This is a genomic window from Haloarcula sp. H-hyl6 (assembly GCF_056934455.1).
The window spans coordinates 151,722-168,753 of record NZ_JBRIIK010000005.1 but is presented as its reverse complement, the minus strand read 5'-3'; the positions used below and the strand labels follow the sequence as shown (position 1 = coordinate 168,753).

General features: G+C 55.3%; 13 protein-coding genes and 2 pseudogenes. 8 read left to right on the top strand and 7 right to left on the bottom strand.

The annotated features are described in order from the left end of the window. Positions 1 to 54: 54 nt before the first annotated feature. On the bottom strand, positions 55 to 1,263 hold the full coding sequence (locus tag Hhyl6_RS23125; RefSeq protein ID WP_483741571.1) for a Cdc6/Cdc18 family protein: 1,209 nt from the start codon (positions 1,261 to 1,263) through the stop codon (positions 55 to 57). 1,667 nt (positions 1,264 to 2,930) lie between these two features. On the opposite strand from Hhyl6_RS23125, the gene Hhyl6_RS23120 reads away from it, so the two are divergent. From Hhyl6_RS23120 to Hhyl6_RS23110, 3 genes and pseudogenes are all read left to right on the top strand, one after another. Then, complete coding sequence (locus Hhyl6_RS23120; RefSeq protein ID WP_483741570.1) at positions 2,931 to 4,892, top strand: archaea-specific SMC-related protein; 1,962 nt, start codon at positions 2,931 to 2,933, stop codon at positions 4,890 to 4,892. Between the two features lie 142 nt (positions 4,893 to 5,034). After that, a pseudogene (locus tag Hhyl6_RS23115) lies at positions 5,035 to 6,198 on the top strand (type IV secretion system DNA-binding domain-containing protein). A gap of 372 nt (positions 6,199 to 6,570) precedes the next feature. After that, positions 6,571 to 7,347, top strand: coding sequence for a hypothetical protein (locus Hhyl6_RS23110; RefSeq protein ID WP_483741569.1), 777 nt, complete (start codon positions 6,571 to 6,573; stop codon positions 7,345 to 7,347). 1,211 nt (positions 7,348 to 8,558) lie between these two features. On the opposite strand, the gene Hhyl6_RS23105 is transcribed toward Hhyl6_RS23110, so the two are convergent. Then, a complete protein-coding gene (locus Hhyl6_RS23105; protein WP_483741568.1) occupies positions 8,559 to 8,711 on the bottom strand; it encodes a DUF7837 family putative zinc-binding protein in 153 nt (50 codons plus the stop codon). 1,037 nt (positions 8,712 to 9,748) lie between these two features. On the opposite strand from Hhyl6_RS23105, the gene Hhyl6_RS23100 reads away from it, so the two are divergent. The 3 genes from Hhyl6_RS23100 to Hhyl6_RS23090 all read left to right on the top strand — a co-directional run bounded on the left by Hhyl6_RS23100 (position 9,749) and on the right by Hhyl6_RS23090 (position 11,556). After that, complete coding sequence (locus Hhyl6_RS23100; RefSeq protein WP_483741662.1) at positions 9,749 to 10,009, top strand: DUF8129 domain-containing protein; 261 nt, start codon at positions 9,749 to 9,751, stop codon at positions 10,007 to 10,009. 122 nt (positions 10,010 to 10,131) lie between these two features. Further along, a complete protein-coding gene (locus tag Hhyl6_RS23095) occupies positions 10,132 to 11,133 on the top strand; it encodes a DUF6610 family protein (protein ID WP_483741567.1) in 1,002 nt (333 codons plus the stop codon). Between the two features lie 75 nt (positions 11,134 to 11,208). Next, on the top strand, positions 11,209 to 11,556 hold the full coding sequence (locus Hhyl6_RS23090; RefSeq protein ID WP_483741566.1) for a DUF8013 domain-containing protein: 348 nt from the start codon (positions 11,209 to 11,211) through the stop codon (positions 11,554 to 11,556). A gap of 94 nt (positions 11,557 to 11,650) precedes the next feature. Here the strand turns inward: Hhyl6_RS23090 and Hhyl6_RS23085 are convergent, their stop codons facing one another. Next, on the bottom strand, positions 11,651 to 11,806 hold the full coding sequence (locus Hhyl6_RS23085; RefSeq protein ID WP_483741565.1) for a zinc-ribbon domain-containing protein: 156 nt from the start codon (positions 11,804 to 11,806) through the stop codon (positions 11,651 to 11,653). 160 nt (positions 11,807 to 11,966) lie between these two features. Here Hhyl6_RS23085 and Hhyl6_RS23080 point away from each other — a divergent pair, with 160 nt between their 5' ends. Next, entirely contained in the window at positions 11,967 to 12,896 is a 930-nt protein-coding gene (locus Hhyl6_RS23080; RefSeq protein WP_483741564.1) for an ArdC-like ssDNA-binding domain-containing protein, read from the top strand. Positions 12,897 to 13,019: 123 nt separating this feature from the next. Here Hhyl6_RS23080 and Hhyl6_RS23075 read toward each other — a convergent pair whose 3' ends face one another. The 4 genes from Hhyl6_RS23075 to Hhyl6_RS23060 form a co-directional block, all read right to left on the bottom strand. Beyond that, a complete protein-coding gene (locus Hhyl6_RS23075; protein WP_483741563.1) occupies positions 13,020 to 13,430 on the bottom strand; it encodes a hypothetical protein in 411 nt (136 codons plus the stop codon). Positions 13,431 to 13,581: 151 nt separating this feature from the next. Then, complete coding sequence (locus tag Hhyl6_RS23070; protein WP_483741562.1) at positions 13,582 to 14,856, bottom strand: RNA-guided endonuclease InsQ/TnpB family protein; 1,275 nt, start codon at positions 14,854 to 14,856, stop codon at positions 13,582 to 13,584. A 98-nt stretch (positions 14,857 to 14,954) separates the two neighbouring features. Then, positions 14,955 to 15,269, bottom strand: coding sequence for a nucleotidyltransferase domain-containing protein (locus Hhyl6_RS23065; protein ID WP_483741561.1), 315 nt, complete (start codon positions 15,267 to 15,269; stop codon positions 14,955 to 14,957). Further along, positions 15,266 to 15,937: a helix-turn-helix domain-containing protein gene (locus Hhyl6_RS23060; protein WP_483741560.1), complete on the bottom strand. Its 672-nt coding sequence runs from the start codon at positions 15,935 to 15,937 to the stop codon at positions 15,266 to 15,268. Before Hhyl6_RS23060 ends, Hhyl6_RS23065 begins: the two co-directional genes overlap by 4 nt. Before the next feature lie 228 nt (positions 15,938 to 16,165). Between Hhyl6_RS23060 and Hhyl6_RS23055 the strand changes: the two are divergent. Beyond that, positions 16,166 to 16,983, top strand: a pseudogene (locus Hhyl6_RS23055) (hypothetical protein). Positions 16,984 to 17,032 lie beyond the last annotated feature (49 nt).

Sequence of the window (17,032 nt, the reverse complement as noted above, 5' to 3'; positions counted from 1 at the left end):
ATAAAAGTTGCCAAATTGACCCGAACAGTTGAAACAGGTCTACCCCTCAGATCGTCAGTTAATTGTATCTTCAAGCACGTCCTTCACGACTTCAGGATCTTCAAGCAGTTCGTGCTCGGTATAACTACCTTCTGCGCTACCGCCACTATGACGAGACTGTTCGATAACGTCTAAGAAAGCGTGTTCCTTAAGCAGGTCGCGGACCCGCCGAAGTGAAAGAGCATCGGCCCCTAGTTGTCGACATATCTTTTCGTATACCTCATAGATACTGGTCGTCCGATGTCCAACGGTTTCTTCACCAGCAACTCTCTCGTTCAGAGATAGGATCGTCAACGCTTGGAGAACATATCGAGAGTGAGGTGTTGACCCGCTAATGAGTTCCCGAAACCGATCTGTCTCAGCTCTTTCTCTAGCCTGTACAACAAAGTCTTCAGAAACCGTTTCAGTATTCGTTGATTGGGCAATCTCGCCGGCATATCTGAGGATATCGATTGCCTTCCGTGCATCACCGTGTTCCCTCGCGGCTACCGCGGCAGCCCGGGGAATGACGCCTTCTTCAAGGACGCCGTCGTGGAAGGCATCACTACGTGCACGCATAATATTATTCAATTGTGTCGCGTCATAGGGTGGGAAGACAAATTCACGTTCACAGAGACTTGATTTGACGCGCTCATCCATTCGTTCTTTGTATTTGATCTTGTTGCTGATTCCGATCACACCAATCTTACACTTCTGAATTTTCCCAGCTTCTCCCGCACGGGAGAGTTGCATGAGAATAGAGTCGTCGCCCAACTTATCGATCTCATCAAGGATTATAAGCGCAACATCGTGATATTCATCAAGAATCTCCCAGAGACGCTTGTAGTAAGTTGCCGTACTGATTCCTTTGTCTGGAATATAAATGTCCGATTTCGGGGGGTTCACAGTGTCACCGATGGTCTGAACTGTCCGGGTTTCTGTGGAGTCCTGCGCACAGTCGACATAGACAAATACAGCGTCAATCCCTCCGTCTTCGGCAGTGTTGACGAGCTGATTTGAGATATACTTGGCACAGAGAGACTTGCCTGTCCCCGTCTTCCCGTAGATGAGGACGTTGCTCGGACTCTGTCCGAAGATAGCTGGATTGACGGCGTTCGCAAGTTGGCTAATCTCTTCGTCTCGACCGACGATGCGGTCCTCACCAGGAAGATGACTAATTTCAAGGAGCTCCTTGTTGACAAAGATTGGATCTTTACGAATAAACAAGTCGTCGGATTCGGACATCCCTTACACACCGGGTTTCTGGTGAAACGTATTGATACTTTCCCCTAGCCCGGGACTGCCTCGTTGAGTGTTTGAGAAATGGACAGGTCATAGTGAGAAGTTCCTATTCAACTCGTAGACCTGCTCAAAGAGATGATAGTTGTTAGATAGCCAGGGGCTTTGGGGCAAAGAGCGCAGCCCAACGTCAATGCGACGCTTGGCGGCCCGAGTGCATTCGATGGAACTGCCGTTACGTGAAGTCGAGGTTGCCTTGGACTGGCTGGATGTTGATCGGTGCCATCAAACGAACTGGTACTGGAAAGATGCTTGCTGAGACACAGAGTTAGCCGTCAACGGCAGCGATATCACGAATCGTGGTCAATGAGAAAGAAAGCGAGATAGACGGCAAGACAATTGGTTCTACGGCACGATTGACGGTGGGTGGAATACCTTGTTCAAAGTAGACGTTTACAACTACTACTGGACAAACCTCCGCGACTGCGTTCCTCCATTGCCTCACCATACAACACGGCATCGACGACAGCGACTGTCTCCTCGGTGGTGGCTAGCTGACTTCCCTCTTGCATTACAACTTGAGTGAGCACCTCGACTACTGAGATAATCACATCGAAGGGTGTTCCAGAACGTCACCAGGCGTCTCGACCGCTTCCAACTCTTCTAATAGGGAAGTCAACCAAGTGCAAGCTGCGGTTGCGATGGCTCAGCCACGATTACAATAGACATTGACCGAATCAAGCGTTAGATGGGGTGACTCCTGCTGAGAAGGTACTGAACTAGATAGTGGCTCCGAGACACACACCGGGTTTCCGGTGAAACATGAACAAACACCGCTATAGCCCATATGAAATAGAGGTTCAGATATCTCGGGATTACGTTCTAAAGCAAAAATGTCAAAGAGTTAGTCCAAAATCAAAGTCGGCTGATGGTATCTACGTCGTGATGACAATCGAGATGTTAGAGGTGATAAGTATGTCAGATGTCAAAAGGCTAGTTTCAAATCGACTAATAGCGTATTATTGCGAACATATGTTCGCAGACTTTAGATGCGAATGCAGTACGGACTGGTTGGATCTTCCTGTACTTAAAACCTTCTGAATATGGCATGAGTATTGAAGTAAGAGTGAAATCGTCATTCGTGGCTTGAGTACCATGTGATAATTCTCAAAGCGACCTCTACATCCTCTGCCGGAGCGTCCGATAATCGTGAATTCAACGGCAGTATCCCAAAAATACGAAGGTCCTTATTTATTCTTATGAGTGTAGAGATATTGGGATTTCACCGGAAACCCGGTGTGTGTGAGGCCAGACCGAACTTCTTCTCGTTCGGCACAAACGGCTCACGTAGTACATGCTTGCTATCAACTACAACGGGATCGTTGCTGACCGCTACAATGAACTCCACACGGCAGTGATGTGATCGCTCCACGACGTGTCGACGAGTATCGCTAGGCAGTCTGGAAGCCCCGCATGATTCAGGTAGTGGTACTACGTCTGTCAGCATACATCGACGCTGTCATAACCCCAACGGGGAGCCAAGCGCGTTGAACAGCGCCACATTCCAGGGATCGCCTGTGCCTGTCCAGTAGGCTATGAGACTTGGAAGTAATACATCTAACTAAGCACTTCCCAATACAGGATTTTAATAGATAGGGCTATTCTGTTGATGTATGCCTACCTCAGACCAAGTTTCTCGTACAGCAGAATTCACTGTCGAAAACATTGGCGGTATCGACAATACCCAGGTTTCGATTCCACCGGGCGTAACGATCCTGACCGGCAAGAATGCAACTAATCGGACGTCGTTCCTGCAATCGATTATGGCTGCCTTGGGAAGCACTCAGGCGACACTCAAAGGCGATGCTGACGAGGGACGTGTCCAGCTTGACCTCGACGGTAGAACCTATGAACGGACACTCACCCAAGCGGGTGACTCGGTTGTGTTCGATGGCGACGGCTATCTCGACGACCCTGCAGTTGCTGATCTCTTCGCGTTCCTACTCGAAACCAACGAAGCACGCCAGTCTGTCGCCCGTGGTGATGACTTACGTGAGATTATCATGCGCCCTGTCGATACCGACGACATTAAAAATAGAATTCGCGAATTAGAGTCACAGAAAAACAAAATAAATAACCAGATAGACACTATTAAAGATAGAAAATCGGACTTACCCAAACTCGAACAACGGCGAAAACAGATACAGGAAGAGATTCAGGACAAACAGGATGGACTTGCAGACAAAGAAGCAGAGATAGATGAAAGTAATCGAGGGATAGAGACGAGTCGGCAAGAGCAGAAAGAGCTGGAAGCGAAACTTGACGAGCTTCGCTCGACGCGCTCAGAGCTCGAATCGACGCGTCGCCAAATCGAGACACAAAATGAGAGTATCACGTCACTCAAACAGGAGCGAAGCGAGCTCGAATCCGAGCTCGAGGAGCTGCCCGAGACGCCGATGGGCGATCACCAGCACCTCGACACCGAAATCGAACGGCTCCGCGAGAAACGCCAAACGCTGAACAGTCAGATTTCAGACCTCCAGAGCCTTATCCAGTACAACGAAGAACGACTAGAGGATGAGGACTACAAGGTCCTCGAGACGCTCGATGCGGCCGAGCAGTCTGAATCAAGCGGCTCGCCGACCGACGAACTACTTGCTGACGGCGATGACGAAATCACCTGCTGGACGTGTGGATCGCTGGTCGAGCGTGACCAGATCAAGGACACTGTCGCGCGACTCCAAGAACGTCGGCAAGACCTAATACAGAACCTGAATGACGTCAAGTCCAAGCTGGAAGACTTGAAAGCTGAGCGGCGCGAGGCCAAACAGCAACAAAATCGGCGTGAAGAGATCGAGCGCAAACTCGCGGACATCAATGACGAGCTTGAGAATCGCGATGCGCAACTCGACTCACTCAAAACCCAACGTGAAGAGTTAACCGACGACGTCGAAGCGCTCGAAACCAACGTCGACGACCTCGAATCCGAAGACTTCGAGGAAGTGCTCTCGCTCCACAAAAAAGCTAACCAACTCGAGTTCGAGATCGACAGTCTCGAGTCGGATCTCGAGGACGTCACCGAGGAAATTGATGAGATCGAGAGTATGCTTGACCGTGCCGATGACCTCCGAGAAGAACGCGAGGAGTTGGTCGAGCAACTGACTGAGGAACGGACAAAGATCGACCGGATCGAAGCCGACGCCGTCGATGAGTTCAACGAGCACATGGACGCCATGCTCGGAATTCTGGGGTACGAGAACCTCGAACGTATCTGGATTGAACGTGTCGAACAGACGGTGCGTGAGGGACGACAGAAGGTCGACCAGACAGCGTTCGAACTTCATATCGTCCGAACAACGGAGAACGGAGCGGCCTACGAAGATACGATCGAGCACCTGAGCGAGAGTGAGCGCGAAGTTACGGGATTGATCTTCGCGCTAGCGGGGTATCTCGTCCATGACCTCCACGAGACGGTGCCGTTCATGCTGGCGGACTCACTGGAAGCGATCGACTCGGACCGGATTGCCCAACTCGTGGACTACTTCGAAGAGTACGCTGAGTATCTTGTGGTCGCCTTGCTGCCGGAAGACGCACAGGCGCTGGACGACGACGTGAACCGGGTCACCACCATCTGAGCGACGCGCTCTCAGAAATCTCGGTTTCCTTCTCACGACCGCGCTGTACTACGCTGAGGCACTTCTACGTGGCGACTATCTCGTGATAGTGCTGTTCCCGTTTGCACACGTTCTCGCCGCGTTCTCTATCACCGGCCTGTTCATGGGGTTCCAGGAGCCCGGCGCTGCGGTTCCGTTCGTCTCCTATCCCGTCACGGCGACGACGTATACTGCGCTCGTGGTGACGATCGGCGCTGCCGAAGTTGTTCGACGAACCTCTCCCCAACTGTTGACTCGTATACCGTGGGAGTGTGACGACGACGAACTGGTCGTCCCGTATGAGGATATCGAGGCCAAACACGACGACGCACCAACTCCATCGACACTCAAACAGGATGTCTCGACGGCCGTCATCAGTGAAACAGGGAATGGGAAGTCCTCGGCGATGCAACTGCTCGCTTACCAGCTCCCCTACAACGCCGACACTGCCGTCAGCGCCCATGACGCCGGCGAAGGGTTCCAGCAGTTCTACGCCGACCTTGGGTTCGACGTCAAGCGAGTGGGACTTGACGGTGACGTTACCTGGAATCTGTTCAAGGACGCCGAGTCGATGCAGGACTTCCGCGAAATCGCAGCCGCCATCTTCGGAAACCCGGACAGTCACCACCCGTTCCATACGCCGGCCAAGCAGGTCTTCGAGGACATGCTCATGTACCTCCATCTGGAGGTCTAGCGGAACAACCGCCGGGACAACCTCTCGCATATGGATATCGTTTCGCTGCTCGAGGAAGGGCGGGCTGGCATCTACAAGAAACTCGCCCGCTACGACCGACTCGAAGCCGACCATCTGGACACTGATCAGGAGAAAGGCGCACAGAACGTCTACCAAACACTCATCGAGTACACTCGACCAGTCTTCGTCGACGACTTCGGAGACCATGGGTCGTTCTCGTTGCGAGAGTATATCCAGAACCCCGACGGCCGCGTGCTGATCATCGACTCCAGTCCGTCACGGATGGCGACACTCGGGCCGATGTTCCAGCTACTCATCGACTGGTCGATTCGCTTCGTAATGGAGTCACCCAACCCGACCGTCCATGTCCTCGACGAAATCGACCAGTTACCACCACTCGGCCAGATAACGAACCTCACCGCCCGTGGTCGCAAGGAGAAAGCGCGGGCGCTCGTCGGTGTCCAGACGATCGGCCAACTGGAAGATACGTATAGCGATATCTACGGTATCCTCGGTAACTGCCCGCAGGGCCTGTACTTCGGTCCGGGCGATGCCCAGTCGACCGAATTCATTCGGAACGAGATTGGCAGGTGACGGATCCTTGACCGCACTGAAACCTACGCTTTGTCGCGGAATACAGGCGCGAAAACGCAGCGTTCCCAAGCACGCGAGAGTGTTCGCGAGACAGAGAAAGCGCCCGTCACCTCCGGACAACTCCGTGATTTCGAACCCGGTGAGTGTATCACCGTCACGCGAACGTCTTGGTGGCACGGCCAGACGTACAAACTCCACCAGGTCCGCGATGACTTGCCCGGCCGTGGCGTCGGCTCGCCCCGAACACCCCGTGAGGAAGACCCCGACGGTGGGGTACTGGCGACGGATAGCTAGATAGAGATGGTCCAGCAGTATATCGCTCGCTAGGAGACTGCTAATGACGACAAGTCCGTCGACGACGTCGACCATGATGTGTGGGCGGATCCAGCCGTTGACGAGACACCGTCGATAACTTACAGCGACCGACGGTGGCAGGACAAACTTTCACGACCTGACATCGATAGCGCCCCGGTTACGCAGGGACAGAACGTCGACGCCTTCTCAGATCTGTGTGCGATGCTCGACCGGCGGGTGCTGGACTTACCCGACGGTGAGGCGACGACTGTCGAAATCCGTGAGTTACTCCTCGAGATTTACCATGCGACTGGACTCCTGCCCTCCGAAGTCCCCAACGAGGTTGAGAACCAGAGCAGTATCATCCAGATGAACGAGTCGTTTCAGGAGGAATATACTACTGCGGCGCTGGCCAGCGACTCAGCTTCTGTCTCCCCGGTTGTGGCTGACAGGGGTGATGTTCTTGAGAGCCTGTTCGAGGACGAATTGGATACACCGATTCCGTCTGAAGGGAGTGATATCAGTAGTGCAGGAGAACAGTCTGAGCCTAGGGAGAGTCCATCGGATGAGTCACCAGCAGGGGTGCCATCACTGAATGGGGATGAATCAACAGCGGCTACCGGAGATAACTTGGAGACGTCCACTCCGTCTCCCGTTGCTGACCAGTCCGACGATGCTGAGGAGACAGACTCTGTTGCGTCCCCGTCAGTCGACAAGCCAATAGATGATACTGGCTCACTGACAATGATTGTGCCTCCAAGCCCGGTGCCAAGTCACCCGACGAGGACGACGATTTCAACGCGGCCGACTTCATGTAGACACCTACGTTTTCAGTCGCTGGGCGGCCCGTTCTGACTCCCAGTCTTTCTGGAGAGTCCGTTAGTTTTCCGGCCCATTAAAATCCTGACAAGACTATTAGGTTCCTGGCCAATTATCCGAATCTCGACACTATCTCCGAGTTTGTCTATGAGATCTTCCAATCGTGATACTCTCCTCTGAGCGGACTATTTGTAACGTCTACAGTAAGGTATTTCTTCTAATGTATATTAGGTCGAAAACGCAAGACTGCGGACATCTAAGTCGCATCTTTACAAGAAAGTATTGTCACGACTTGTCCTAACCGCAGGATGAGAACCGGATAAGTCACGAATACTTAGACCATTTATCTTGCCCCACAAATTTACAGTAGTCTAGTACAAATGCATAGTATGACATGTCGAGACCGAGTAACGTTCTGTGGTGGCTGTTGGCACGCAAAGTTGAGGTCCCTAGCAAACGTTCTGAACCGGTTATCAAATCTCTTAGAATCCGCAGATGTTAGCACGCAACCGGATGAGACCCACCCACCATAGCCGGCACAGCAAGATCATTTCGAGATGCACAGTCCACCGGGTGTAACCACTCTTGGGACGGGTACTCAACTCGATTTGAGAGAGTCGTCGTAGCGACAACAGAGATGACGTCACTATCGACTTTCATTGACGTCACCACCACCGCTAGTCATCGCTCACAGTGAGCACGAGGACGTCGTCGGGCCACGTATCGACTCGAATTTGTCCGTACTCGTCGAACTGCCCAATTAGCCACCGTGGACGTGCAGGACAGTTATGGACCACCACTTATCTATGGAACGCACAAATCACGCTCATGAGCGCAGAAGCTGGCGTTAACAGACAGAATATATAATACTGTCCTGTAGAAAGCCACAGTAAGAGCGACAATGTCAAGTGAAACAGTCTGGGTCAAAAAACGGGGTCCAGTTGGGACAGGGGCCACCGTACACATTCACACAGATCCTGACTGCCAACCGCTCCAACAGGCAACAGCTGTCGAAAAAACAGAGCGACAGAAACTCCCAGATCGCTGGCCAGATTGTTCGCTCTGTGCAGGGACTGCCGCTACAGGCGGCGTTTCCGAAGGCGAAAACACGCATACCCGCCGGCAACTCCTCGAAGAGACTGATCCAGACACCCTCCCGTAGTGCTGGCGACTCGCGGCACGGCAGACCGTTCTGTGGCGATGACGTGGCGAACGCTAGTCGGTTCAGGTATGAACCAATACGGCTGCTACTCGGGACTGACAACATCCTCACAGGCCGGACATTCAGCCCAGATGCCAGTCGTGCCGTCGGTTTTCTCGTACTCGACCAACAGCCACGCGGCAGATATACTCGCGCTGCATTCTGGACACCGACCAAGCGTCGACGCATCACGGGTCATTGAAAGGGGAAGGAGCGTGTGACAGTTGCCCTTCCACGAGAGTATGATTCGGCTACGAAAATAAGCGTTTGGTGGTGTAATGTTGCTATGTCCGGCGGTTTAGAGTGAAATTCGTCTCCGGAAGGGTTACATGGTGTCTCGTGCATCACAGGCTACGATGGGTGTCCGCACAGTCCTTGAGCAGATCCTCAACGACGAGATGACTGTCGTCGTCGAATGTCGACAGTGCGGCACAACTGTCGCGCCAGAGACTGACGAGTGTGACGCGTGTGGGTCGACCGCGTTTTGCCGATATGAAATTCCAGGGTAGCCGGAAGCAGCCGTCAGATGGGTCCCGGTAGTAGAAGGAGAAGTCGACGAACTCCCCGGATCAAGGTCCAGACTAATATTTTTGTCACACCACTCACAGAGAGGAGCGTTTCCCTCGAACTGAACAGATCCCTGGATCTTCAGCACAAAGGACACACTGAACAGTATATCCAGCTTTCTCACTCTGAAAACTGAGATCAAGATACTTGAATGAGTCTATGACATATTGAGTGAGGTTGTGAGCTGTTGTTTCGTGTTAAGTCCGGTATGGAACCGCTCAGCGATCTCTGACTGATGATCCGGACACGCAAGAACAGCAACTGCACCATCTTGGACTGGGATCATGGGGTAGTGGGGATCGTATGGAGAGAGGTGACAGCTGGGACACCCCAAACCTCCGGCGGGTTGGTGACCGAGGAGATCTGCGGTGTTCTCGGTTGTATACTCACAGATCTCGGTAAATTGTGTGAGATGGGTATCACAGCCAATAAGCGGAATTGTGAGCCGATCAAGAAGTAGGAATGAAGGCATAGCGTTCGAATGGAACGCAGACTCACACGCAGTACAGGGAATCGGCGGATGACTCCGGAAGTCGTCCGATTGGGGGGAGGTATCTGCTGGAGACATACTGAGTTGCCTGACTCTGGGTCGTCTCGCCAGACGGGTAAGTCATGGGAAAATGATTGTGACCTAGCACACCTACAGAGCGGTGTATTCTGCCGTGTTGAATAGCGGCCTCTGAGCCGGGTGGAGCGACCCTGATTTTGAGATCACTCTCACCACTCGCTCACAAGCCGCCTCAAACTCCGACCGACCACGCCAGATCCGCTATTCAACACAGCAGACTCATCAATGCTGGTATCGCGACGATTCACGACGTGGAAACGCTCCGAGCCTGCGTCGCCTACGAGAATGCTAACCAGAACCGGACACATATTCTGCGACGCCTCGAGTGGAAGGCTAGGGAGCTCCGTGAGGACAAGGAGTAGATTCCAGTCTTAACCAACAATCTCGAGTTATATCACTAATTGTTGGTTGATAGAATGTAGTCCCGGTTTTTGAGCCTCTGAATGGATGCGGGGCGGCCAGCAGCGGCCTCGCAATCCCAGTCATGTCCCTTGATCTGAGTGCAACTTCCAACACGGCTAGTGAAATCGCTGCCGCCAGACAAGCCGACGTCGTGGCCTTCCTCCATCGAGCGCCGTTCACCCTGGATGCCTATAACGTCGGATTCCTACCCGGGTTCCGAGAGGACTGTGGCTACCAGCAGACCCAGTATCAGGACCTGAATATCCCCGTCGGAATGCTCGACAACGACTTCCGGAACCCCGATCTGGGTCAATTCGTTGATCGGTTCTTCGAGCACGAACCTCGGGTCGGTGTCATAGGCGATGTCTACGAACGCGACGGCGTCGATGACCACATCGCCGCCGCTCGCGAGATTCAGGCCAGCTACCCCGAGGCCGAGCTCATTATCGTCCCGAAGTCACGATCGGTGATCGACGCGGTTCCCGATGACACCGTCCTCGGCTATTCGCGTGGCTACGCCGACCGGTTGGCCCACGAGTTCTCCGAGCCGACCGATTGGCGAGGTCGTCGCGTCCACATCCTCGGCGGGATCCCACCTAAGCAGCTCGACGCCATTCGACAGCTGACCCGACCGACACTCACCGACGAGCCACCAACCGACATCGTCGGCGTCGACTGGAACGGGCTGCATCGTGGCGCACAGTTCGGAGAGTTCTGGACGGCTGACGGGTGGGATGATAGCGGTCGTGACGCCTCCCACGTCACAGTTCGGGAGACAGTCCGACACAGTCTGGCCCGCATCAAGGCCTTCTGGCAGTCTCACGGTGTCTGGCCTGACTCGACACAACATAACGACACCCCGGAAATCGAGTACGAGGGACCGTCACCGACCAATCTCGATAGTGCTGCGTGTACCGAATGCGAAGCGAACGTCTGGACGACTCGGCGTGGTCCCTTCATCGCTGAGTATGATACCGGCGTGTTCTGCGGTTACTGCAGCTACGAGTGCTACTTCTCACATCGCCATCGGAACAACCTCGAGGAGATCGCCGGCGAGCAGAGCGTGTACATTCCGCCGGCGTGACGCCACGAGTGGTTTTTCGCGCCCCGGAGAGGGCGAGGGCTCGATCCAGAAAGTCCTCCGAGAAGGTGATTTTCCGTGAGTCAACAACAGCGTCCGAACAACGTCTCAATCGACGATATTCCAGTCGACGTATCGAACACCCAATCAGGCGAGGTCGACCCCGCTGAGGTACCCGAGGAAATCCGGTCGATCACTCGTGGACTCGCAAGCGAGCAACCGCCGACGAATCCGCTCGTCGTCCTGAAGGCCGCCCGCTGGTGGTATATGCATGGCAAGGGCGGAACCGATCCCGCGTTCCAATGGGCGATCGAGTGGGCACGACATCTCGCGACGGACACACCCAGCGACGTCGAACGCTTCGATGCGTTCCTCGAGTATCTCGTCACGGTCGGCTTCGCTGACGAGAAGACAGCGCTCCGATAACCAGACCCCATTCACACTACGGGGTGTTTGACCAGGCACTATCTCGAACAGAAACGAGTCTGACCGCAACCTGTCCAGATAGGAGGACGTGTACTCAGAACCGGTAGCAGGCAACCTCTTCACCACCACAGGTCGGACACGTTTCAGCGTCCTCTGAAAGGGTTGTTCCGCAGTGTCGGCACTCATACAGGGTGGATGTCACGGACGTGCGAGTACCAACGACCCCGCGAAGCGCTTCGACGAGACCCATCCTCCCGGTGCTTGTGTCGCACTGGTTGTTAATCCCAGCCTCCGATAGTACCCCGATCAAAACCCCCCAAAGTTGCGCCGATGTTTATTGTGCGCCCCCGAGGGGGTGCGGCGCGTCCCGACTTCTCGGAGACGTCGTCGCACTCGATGTGATGCAATCCATGATGACAGCCAGTGAGTCGGAGGTCTCGTTCGAGGAGACCGACACCCGACACGACGAGATGCACAGTACCATCGAAGACTGGATCGACGAGCTCGTCGCAGACGTCGACGAGGCAAAAGCCAGCCAACAGTTCCAGGAGTGGCTCGATGTCCAGTCCCGATTCCATGACTACTCTCATCGCAACACCCTCTTGATCAAGCTTCAATGTCCCGAGGCAACCCGCGTGGCGGGCTACAATACGTGGAGATCGGAATTCGACCGGCACGTCCAAGAGGGCGAACAGGCGATCTGGATCTGGGCACCCATTATTACCAAGCAGTGCCCTGAGTGCGAGAATTCACCGAGCTACCACGAGCAAAGCGACTGTGAATACGACAAGACAGCGGCCGAGGAGTGGTCCGAAGGACTGGTTGGATTCAAACCAACGGCAGTCTTCGATGTGTCTCAAACCGAGGGCGAACCGCTCCCCGAACTGGAAACCGAGGCAGCTGGTGACGCCGACGACCTGGTGCCAGCGCTCCTTGATGCGGGAACTACTCTCGATATCGACGTCCGTGTCGTCGACGCTGCTGAGTGGGAGCATGGCGACGCGAGAGGGGTCTGTAAACACCGAAATCTCCACGAATGCCAACCCGTCGTCGAAGCGAAAGCCCGCTCGAATCAGGCCGATCTCGCCGTGACGCTGATTCACGAGTACGCCCACGCACTGCTCCATTTCGATGTCGACGACGAACCCGAGCGTGCAAAACGCGAGATCGAAGCCGAAGCCGTTGCGTACATCGTCGGGCGGTATTTCGACCTCGATACGAGCGGATCAGCGTTCTATCTTGCCGCGTGGCAGGACGACGATGCGGAGAGCATTCAGGAGCGACTCGGCCGGATCAGTTCGACCGCACAGGAGATCATCGGGACAGTCGCTGAGGGCTGAAGACGCCTTCCCCAGATGTTAACCAACGCTGGGGGTACTTGTCTATACTGTTGGTTAATTCGTTCGGCGTCCGACCCTCTGTGTTTCGATCGGTCCCAAGACAGACCCCACCGACAGTCGATGTTATAATTCAGAATCGATTCGGCGCTGCTGGTCACGAAGGAACTCGACGACGGCATCGATATCCTGTTCGGGAACCGTTTGCTGTTCGAAGACTCCTTTGAATGCGTCCGCGAAATCCTCCGACGTGAGCCGGTCGAGAACAGTCTCGATGCGACCAGCGAGCTTCTTGGACTCCCCGCGATGCAGATGGGTCGCGATCCGGTCGAAATCCGCGCCAGCAGCCAGCACCACCAGATCTCGGGAGTCTGCCTTGCGACCACTGTGAAGTTTCACTGCAAACAGCAACTCCCGTTCCGGAATCCTGGCTGTTACCGGGCGCCCGGTTCGCAGTTCCTCGGTGACAGAGTGCTGGGCCAGATAGCGATACGACCACTCAGCTTCCGTCTGGCGACAGCCCAGTGCGTCGACCATCGCGTCGAGCCGAACCGGATTCCCGCTGTCTTTCGTAAATCGAATAGTACGGCCCTCGTGAACCGCCTCGGGTTCAAGTGGTTCGAGAGACCTCGTCTCTCGTCATCACGGAAATCTTTGATTTCCGTACGACCCCGAGGCTTCCCGTGGATTAGTCGGACACGCCTCGGATACCATCGTGATGATGCCCTCTCGCAGTATCCGAGGTCACGGTCGGGGCGTCCACGGCCCCCGATGCCTGCCGTCGCACTTTCCGCACTTGGGGAAGGGTGTTGAGAGCAGGCACATTCCAGTCTTGATGCTTCTCGATACCTTTCACGGCGATATTAACGCTTGCACCACGGTCAGCGTGGTCTTGATGCCCACAGTCCCGGCACTTGAACCGCTTTTTGTTGCGGTTCGCCCGTTCCGTGTGTCCACACATCGGACACTGCTGACTCGTGTATTCAGGGTCAATCCACGCTGTTGGCACGCCCTCAAAGGCGGCCTTGTACGACGTATAGAACTGAAGGGCGCGGAAGGGAAGGTGGTGCAAGCGTCGGTTCATCCGTGTGCCGTAGTCGATACTGTCGCGCATCTCTTTGAGGTCTTCAAAGACGATGCACGGCTTCTTGAACTGCTGGCTCCACTCCACGATGTGCCGAGACACCTTGTGGAGTCGGTCGCGGACAATCCGTTCTTCCCGTCCTTCCAGCGTATCGTGCATACTCGGTTTTTCGGCGTTCTGTACCCGCTTTCGCATTGTGAAGTAGCGGTGGCGCTCGAACTTGATTTCGGGGAAGTCGATAACCAGCGTATCCTCGACGCCATCTGCTGACAGTGCCGACAGTGCCACGTTGTCTTCGTTCACGTCCACGCCAATGACCGTCCGAGAATCGTGTTTGTCACGGACGGTACGCTCGGTATTCGTGACGTTGACATGCAACTCGGGCGTTCCGTCGTGGAACAGTGCTTCCGCCGTTCCGATGTCCCACTCATCGCCAGCGAGCGCGGCCCGCAAAATGTCGAGATGAGCGTCGTCGCCTTCCAGCACGCCTTTGACGTGCTTGTACGGTTTGGCGCTGATACGGAATTCAACGGTTCCGTCGTCACGGAGCGTGAGGTTGTAGCCTTCCTCGTAGTTGGCTCGGAGCGGGTACGCGCCGTCTTTGGTGTGGCTTGGCTGGTTGAAGTCGTAGTAGTAGTAGTTCTCCATCGCGCCGAGTGCCTTAGAAACTACTCGCTGTGTGGTGTTTTTCACGAGGTCGGCGTCGTCGGCTACGTGGTCGGGGATTTCGTCCCAGTCCACGCCCTGCTTGGCGAGACGAATGGTTTCGTTGTACGCCCACCGAGATTCGAGCGTGGCGTCTTTCAACAGGCTCTCGTTGTCACTCTGGATGTTGAGTTGGAAATCCAGCGTCTTCACGAGAGTCTGGTCGGGTGTCATTCGCTCCAGTCTGGTGTAGTAGTGTGATTCTCTTGAATATCACCCATCCACGGTGAAAGTGGAACGCTCACGCGAGTTTACGGCCTTCACCCTCGAGATCAAGTCGTGATCGAGAATCTTCGATTCTCGTGATCCCGAAAACTCCGGTTTTCGGACGACCCCGAGACACTCAGCCTTCTCCGCCTGTAGAGCTCGTTTCGCTCGACATCGGCCGTTTTCTCGTAGCCGCGGGAGGTGAGGAGGTCGGTGTAGTCGTCGACCGCTTGTGCCGGAATGACGACGTCGACGTCCGTGGTGAAGCGCTGATTGAACGCCGCAATCGCCCACCCACCGACGAGCACGTACGGCAGGTCAGCGTCAATGACTGCCTCCAGGGTGTCCAGCAATTCGTCTTCGCGTTCACCGAGACTCATGCATTGAGACGCGGATCCTCGTGGGACGCGTCGATATCGCGGTCGTACTCATCGGCGATCATCTCCAACGCCGGCTCGTAGTTCACCCGGTACTCCAACATATGCTCGATTGTCTCGTCCAACAGAACGACCGGATTGCCGTCAACCCACTCGCGAGTGATCTCCCCACTCGTCGGGAACAACACGTACGAGACCGTCGCGTCGTAGTCGGTCGCATCCGGCCGCTCTTCGATCCGGCTCGGAATTCCGAACTCATCAAAGAACGCCGTCCACTGGTCGACGTCCTGGTCGGCGACCTGGATGAAGATCGGATAGTCGTCGTGGCCGCGTGCGATCTGATAGCCGCCGTGGGTCCAGACGTAGACGCCGTCGATTTTCGTGTACGCAAAGGGCATCCCGGCGAAGTGTGGAATGACGTAGCCGTCGTCGATCGAGGGGGGAACAGCGCGAGAGATGGCCGCGACGAGATCGTAGTAGCGATCCCTGACAGCGTAATTCTCGATGTAGACGCCGTCATCCCGGCGGATGAAGCCTGCATCCTCCAACCGCTCGATCCAGTCGTAGACCCACGAATAGGAGCCGTCGATCTTCTGGGCGATTCGACGGATCGAGTCGCCCGGCCGGGCCGCGGCCATGATCTTCGCCGCGGTCTCGTCGATGTACTCCATCATCGCTAGTTATCGGTATCGCATCTAATCATATTAGTTTTGTCCCCCCATATTCCCTATAGAGTTATCTCTATACAGATATACAATTCTTGACTCCGGTAGTCCGAATCGGCTCAGTATTTGAGCAGAAATCAATTAACCAACAGAGGATACGACTGATCGCTATTTGTTGGTTAAGTCTATCAGCGCCCGTCGAGGGGCGGAGGCGCAGTCCCGTCTCCACGAACCATGACTGAACCGTATTTGTCCGCTGTCCTCAATGAGGCGGAACGAGTTGCAAAACAGCATGACCAGGTCGCTCGATCGACGGACGCTCCAGCACACGAGTACCTGCGGTACGGCGTCCTTCGGCTGCTCGAAGACGAGACTGACGAGACGGTTGCGGACATGCCCGATACCGACGGCGTGACTGTCGGCTACGGGAGCCATGAGGCGATGTTCGATAGCTGGAGCTCCAGCGAAGACTGGTGGGAAACCGTCCCGCCACAGAAGGCGTGTACCCGCTTCCGGGTGTTCTTCCCCGAGACCACCAGACAGTTCCACGCGACATCGTCGACGTGATGGCTGCGCTTGGTGCCTGGCGGGTTTGGACCGGGAGCGCAGCCGCGTGCGGCTCCTATGACCATCGCGAGCGCCGCGAGGTCCAATACCTCTGGCCGGAAGGCCATCCGGTGGGGGAAGTGCTCCACGAGCGGCTCAGTGGCCCTGCGGAAGCCGTCGCTCCGGACGGTGGCCGAACGGGCGACGTTCGCGACCGGCTGGCCGTCGACGAGAACACACAGTCGCAGAACGATCTCGAGCCTCGCACGAAGCGTGCCGTCACCGAAGCGATGGACGCCTCGCTCCTCTCGAAAGGTGGCCGCTACGAGGTACAGTCCGCGTCCGGGAACCGGTACGAAGTCGACGTCATCGACAAGTCGTGTACCTGCCCTGACTGGCAACAGCGCTCACCCGAAGGAGGCTGCAAGCATCTGCGTCGGGTGGATCACGAGATTAAGCAGGGGCGCGTTCCCCGCCCAGATGGTCGACTCCCCTTTGATTTATAGTGGGATTAATTTGAAGGTCCATCATTTAACCGCGGCAGGGTCAGTATAG

Excerpts from the sequence above, each read along its gene's own strand:
- Hhyl6_RS23125 (WP_483741571.1), bottom strand. The coding sequence starts at position 1,263 with ATGTCCGAATCCGACGACTTGTTTATTCGTAAAGATCCAATCTTTGTC.
- Hhyl6_RS23120 (WP_483741570.1), top strand. The coding sequence starts at position 2,931 with ATGCCTACCTCAGACCAAGTTTCTCGTACAGCAGAATTCACTGTCGAA.
- Hhyl6_RS23105 (WP_483741568.1), bottom strand. The coding sequence starts at position 8,711 with ATGACCCGTGATGCGTCGACGCTTGGTCGGTGTCCAGAATGCAGCGCG.
- Hhyl6_RS23095 (WP_483741567.1), top strand. The coding sequence starts at position 10,132 with ATGTCCCTTGATCTGAGTGCAACTTCCAACACGGCTAGTGAAATCGCT.
- Hhyl6_RS23085 (WP_483741565.1), bottom strand. The coding sequence starts at position 11,806 with ATGGGTCTCGTCGAAGCGCTTCGCGGGGTCGTTGGTACTCGCACGTCC.
- Hhyl6_RS23080 (WP_483741564.1), top strand. The coding sequence starts at position 11,967 with ATGATGACAGCCAGTGAGTCGGAGGTCTCGTTCGAGGAGACCGACACC.
- Hhyl6_RS23075 (WP_483741563.1), bottom strand. The coding sequence starts at position 13,430 with ATGGTCGACGCACTGGGCTGTCGCCAGACGGAAGCTGAGTGGTCGTAT.
- Hhyl6_RS23070 (WP_483741562.1), bottom strand. The coding sequence starts at position 14,856 with ATGACACCCGACCAGACTCTCGTGAAGACGCTGGATTTCCAACTCAAC.
- Hhyl6_RS23065 (WP_483741561.1), bottom strand. The coding sequence starts at position 15,269 with ATGAGTCTCGGTGAACGCGAAGACGAATTGCTGGACACCCTGGAGGCA.
- Hhyl6_RS23060 (WP_483741560.1), bottom strand. The coding sequence starts at position 15,937 with ATGGAGTACATCGACGAGACCGCGGCGAAGATCATGGCCGCGGCCCGG.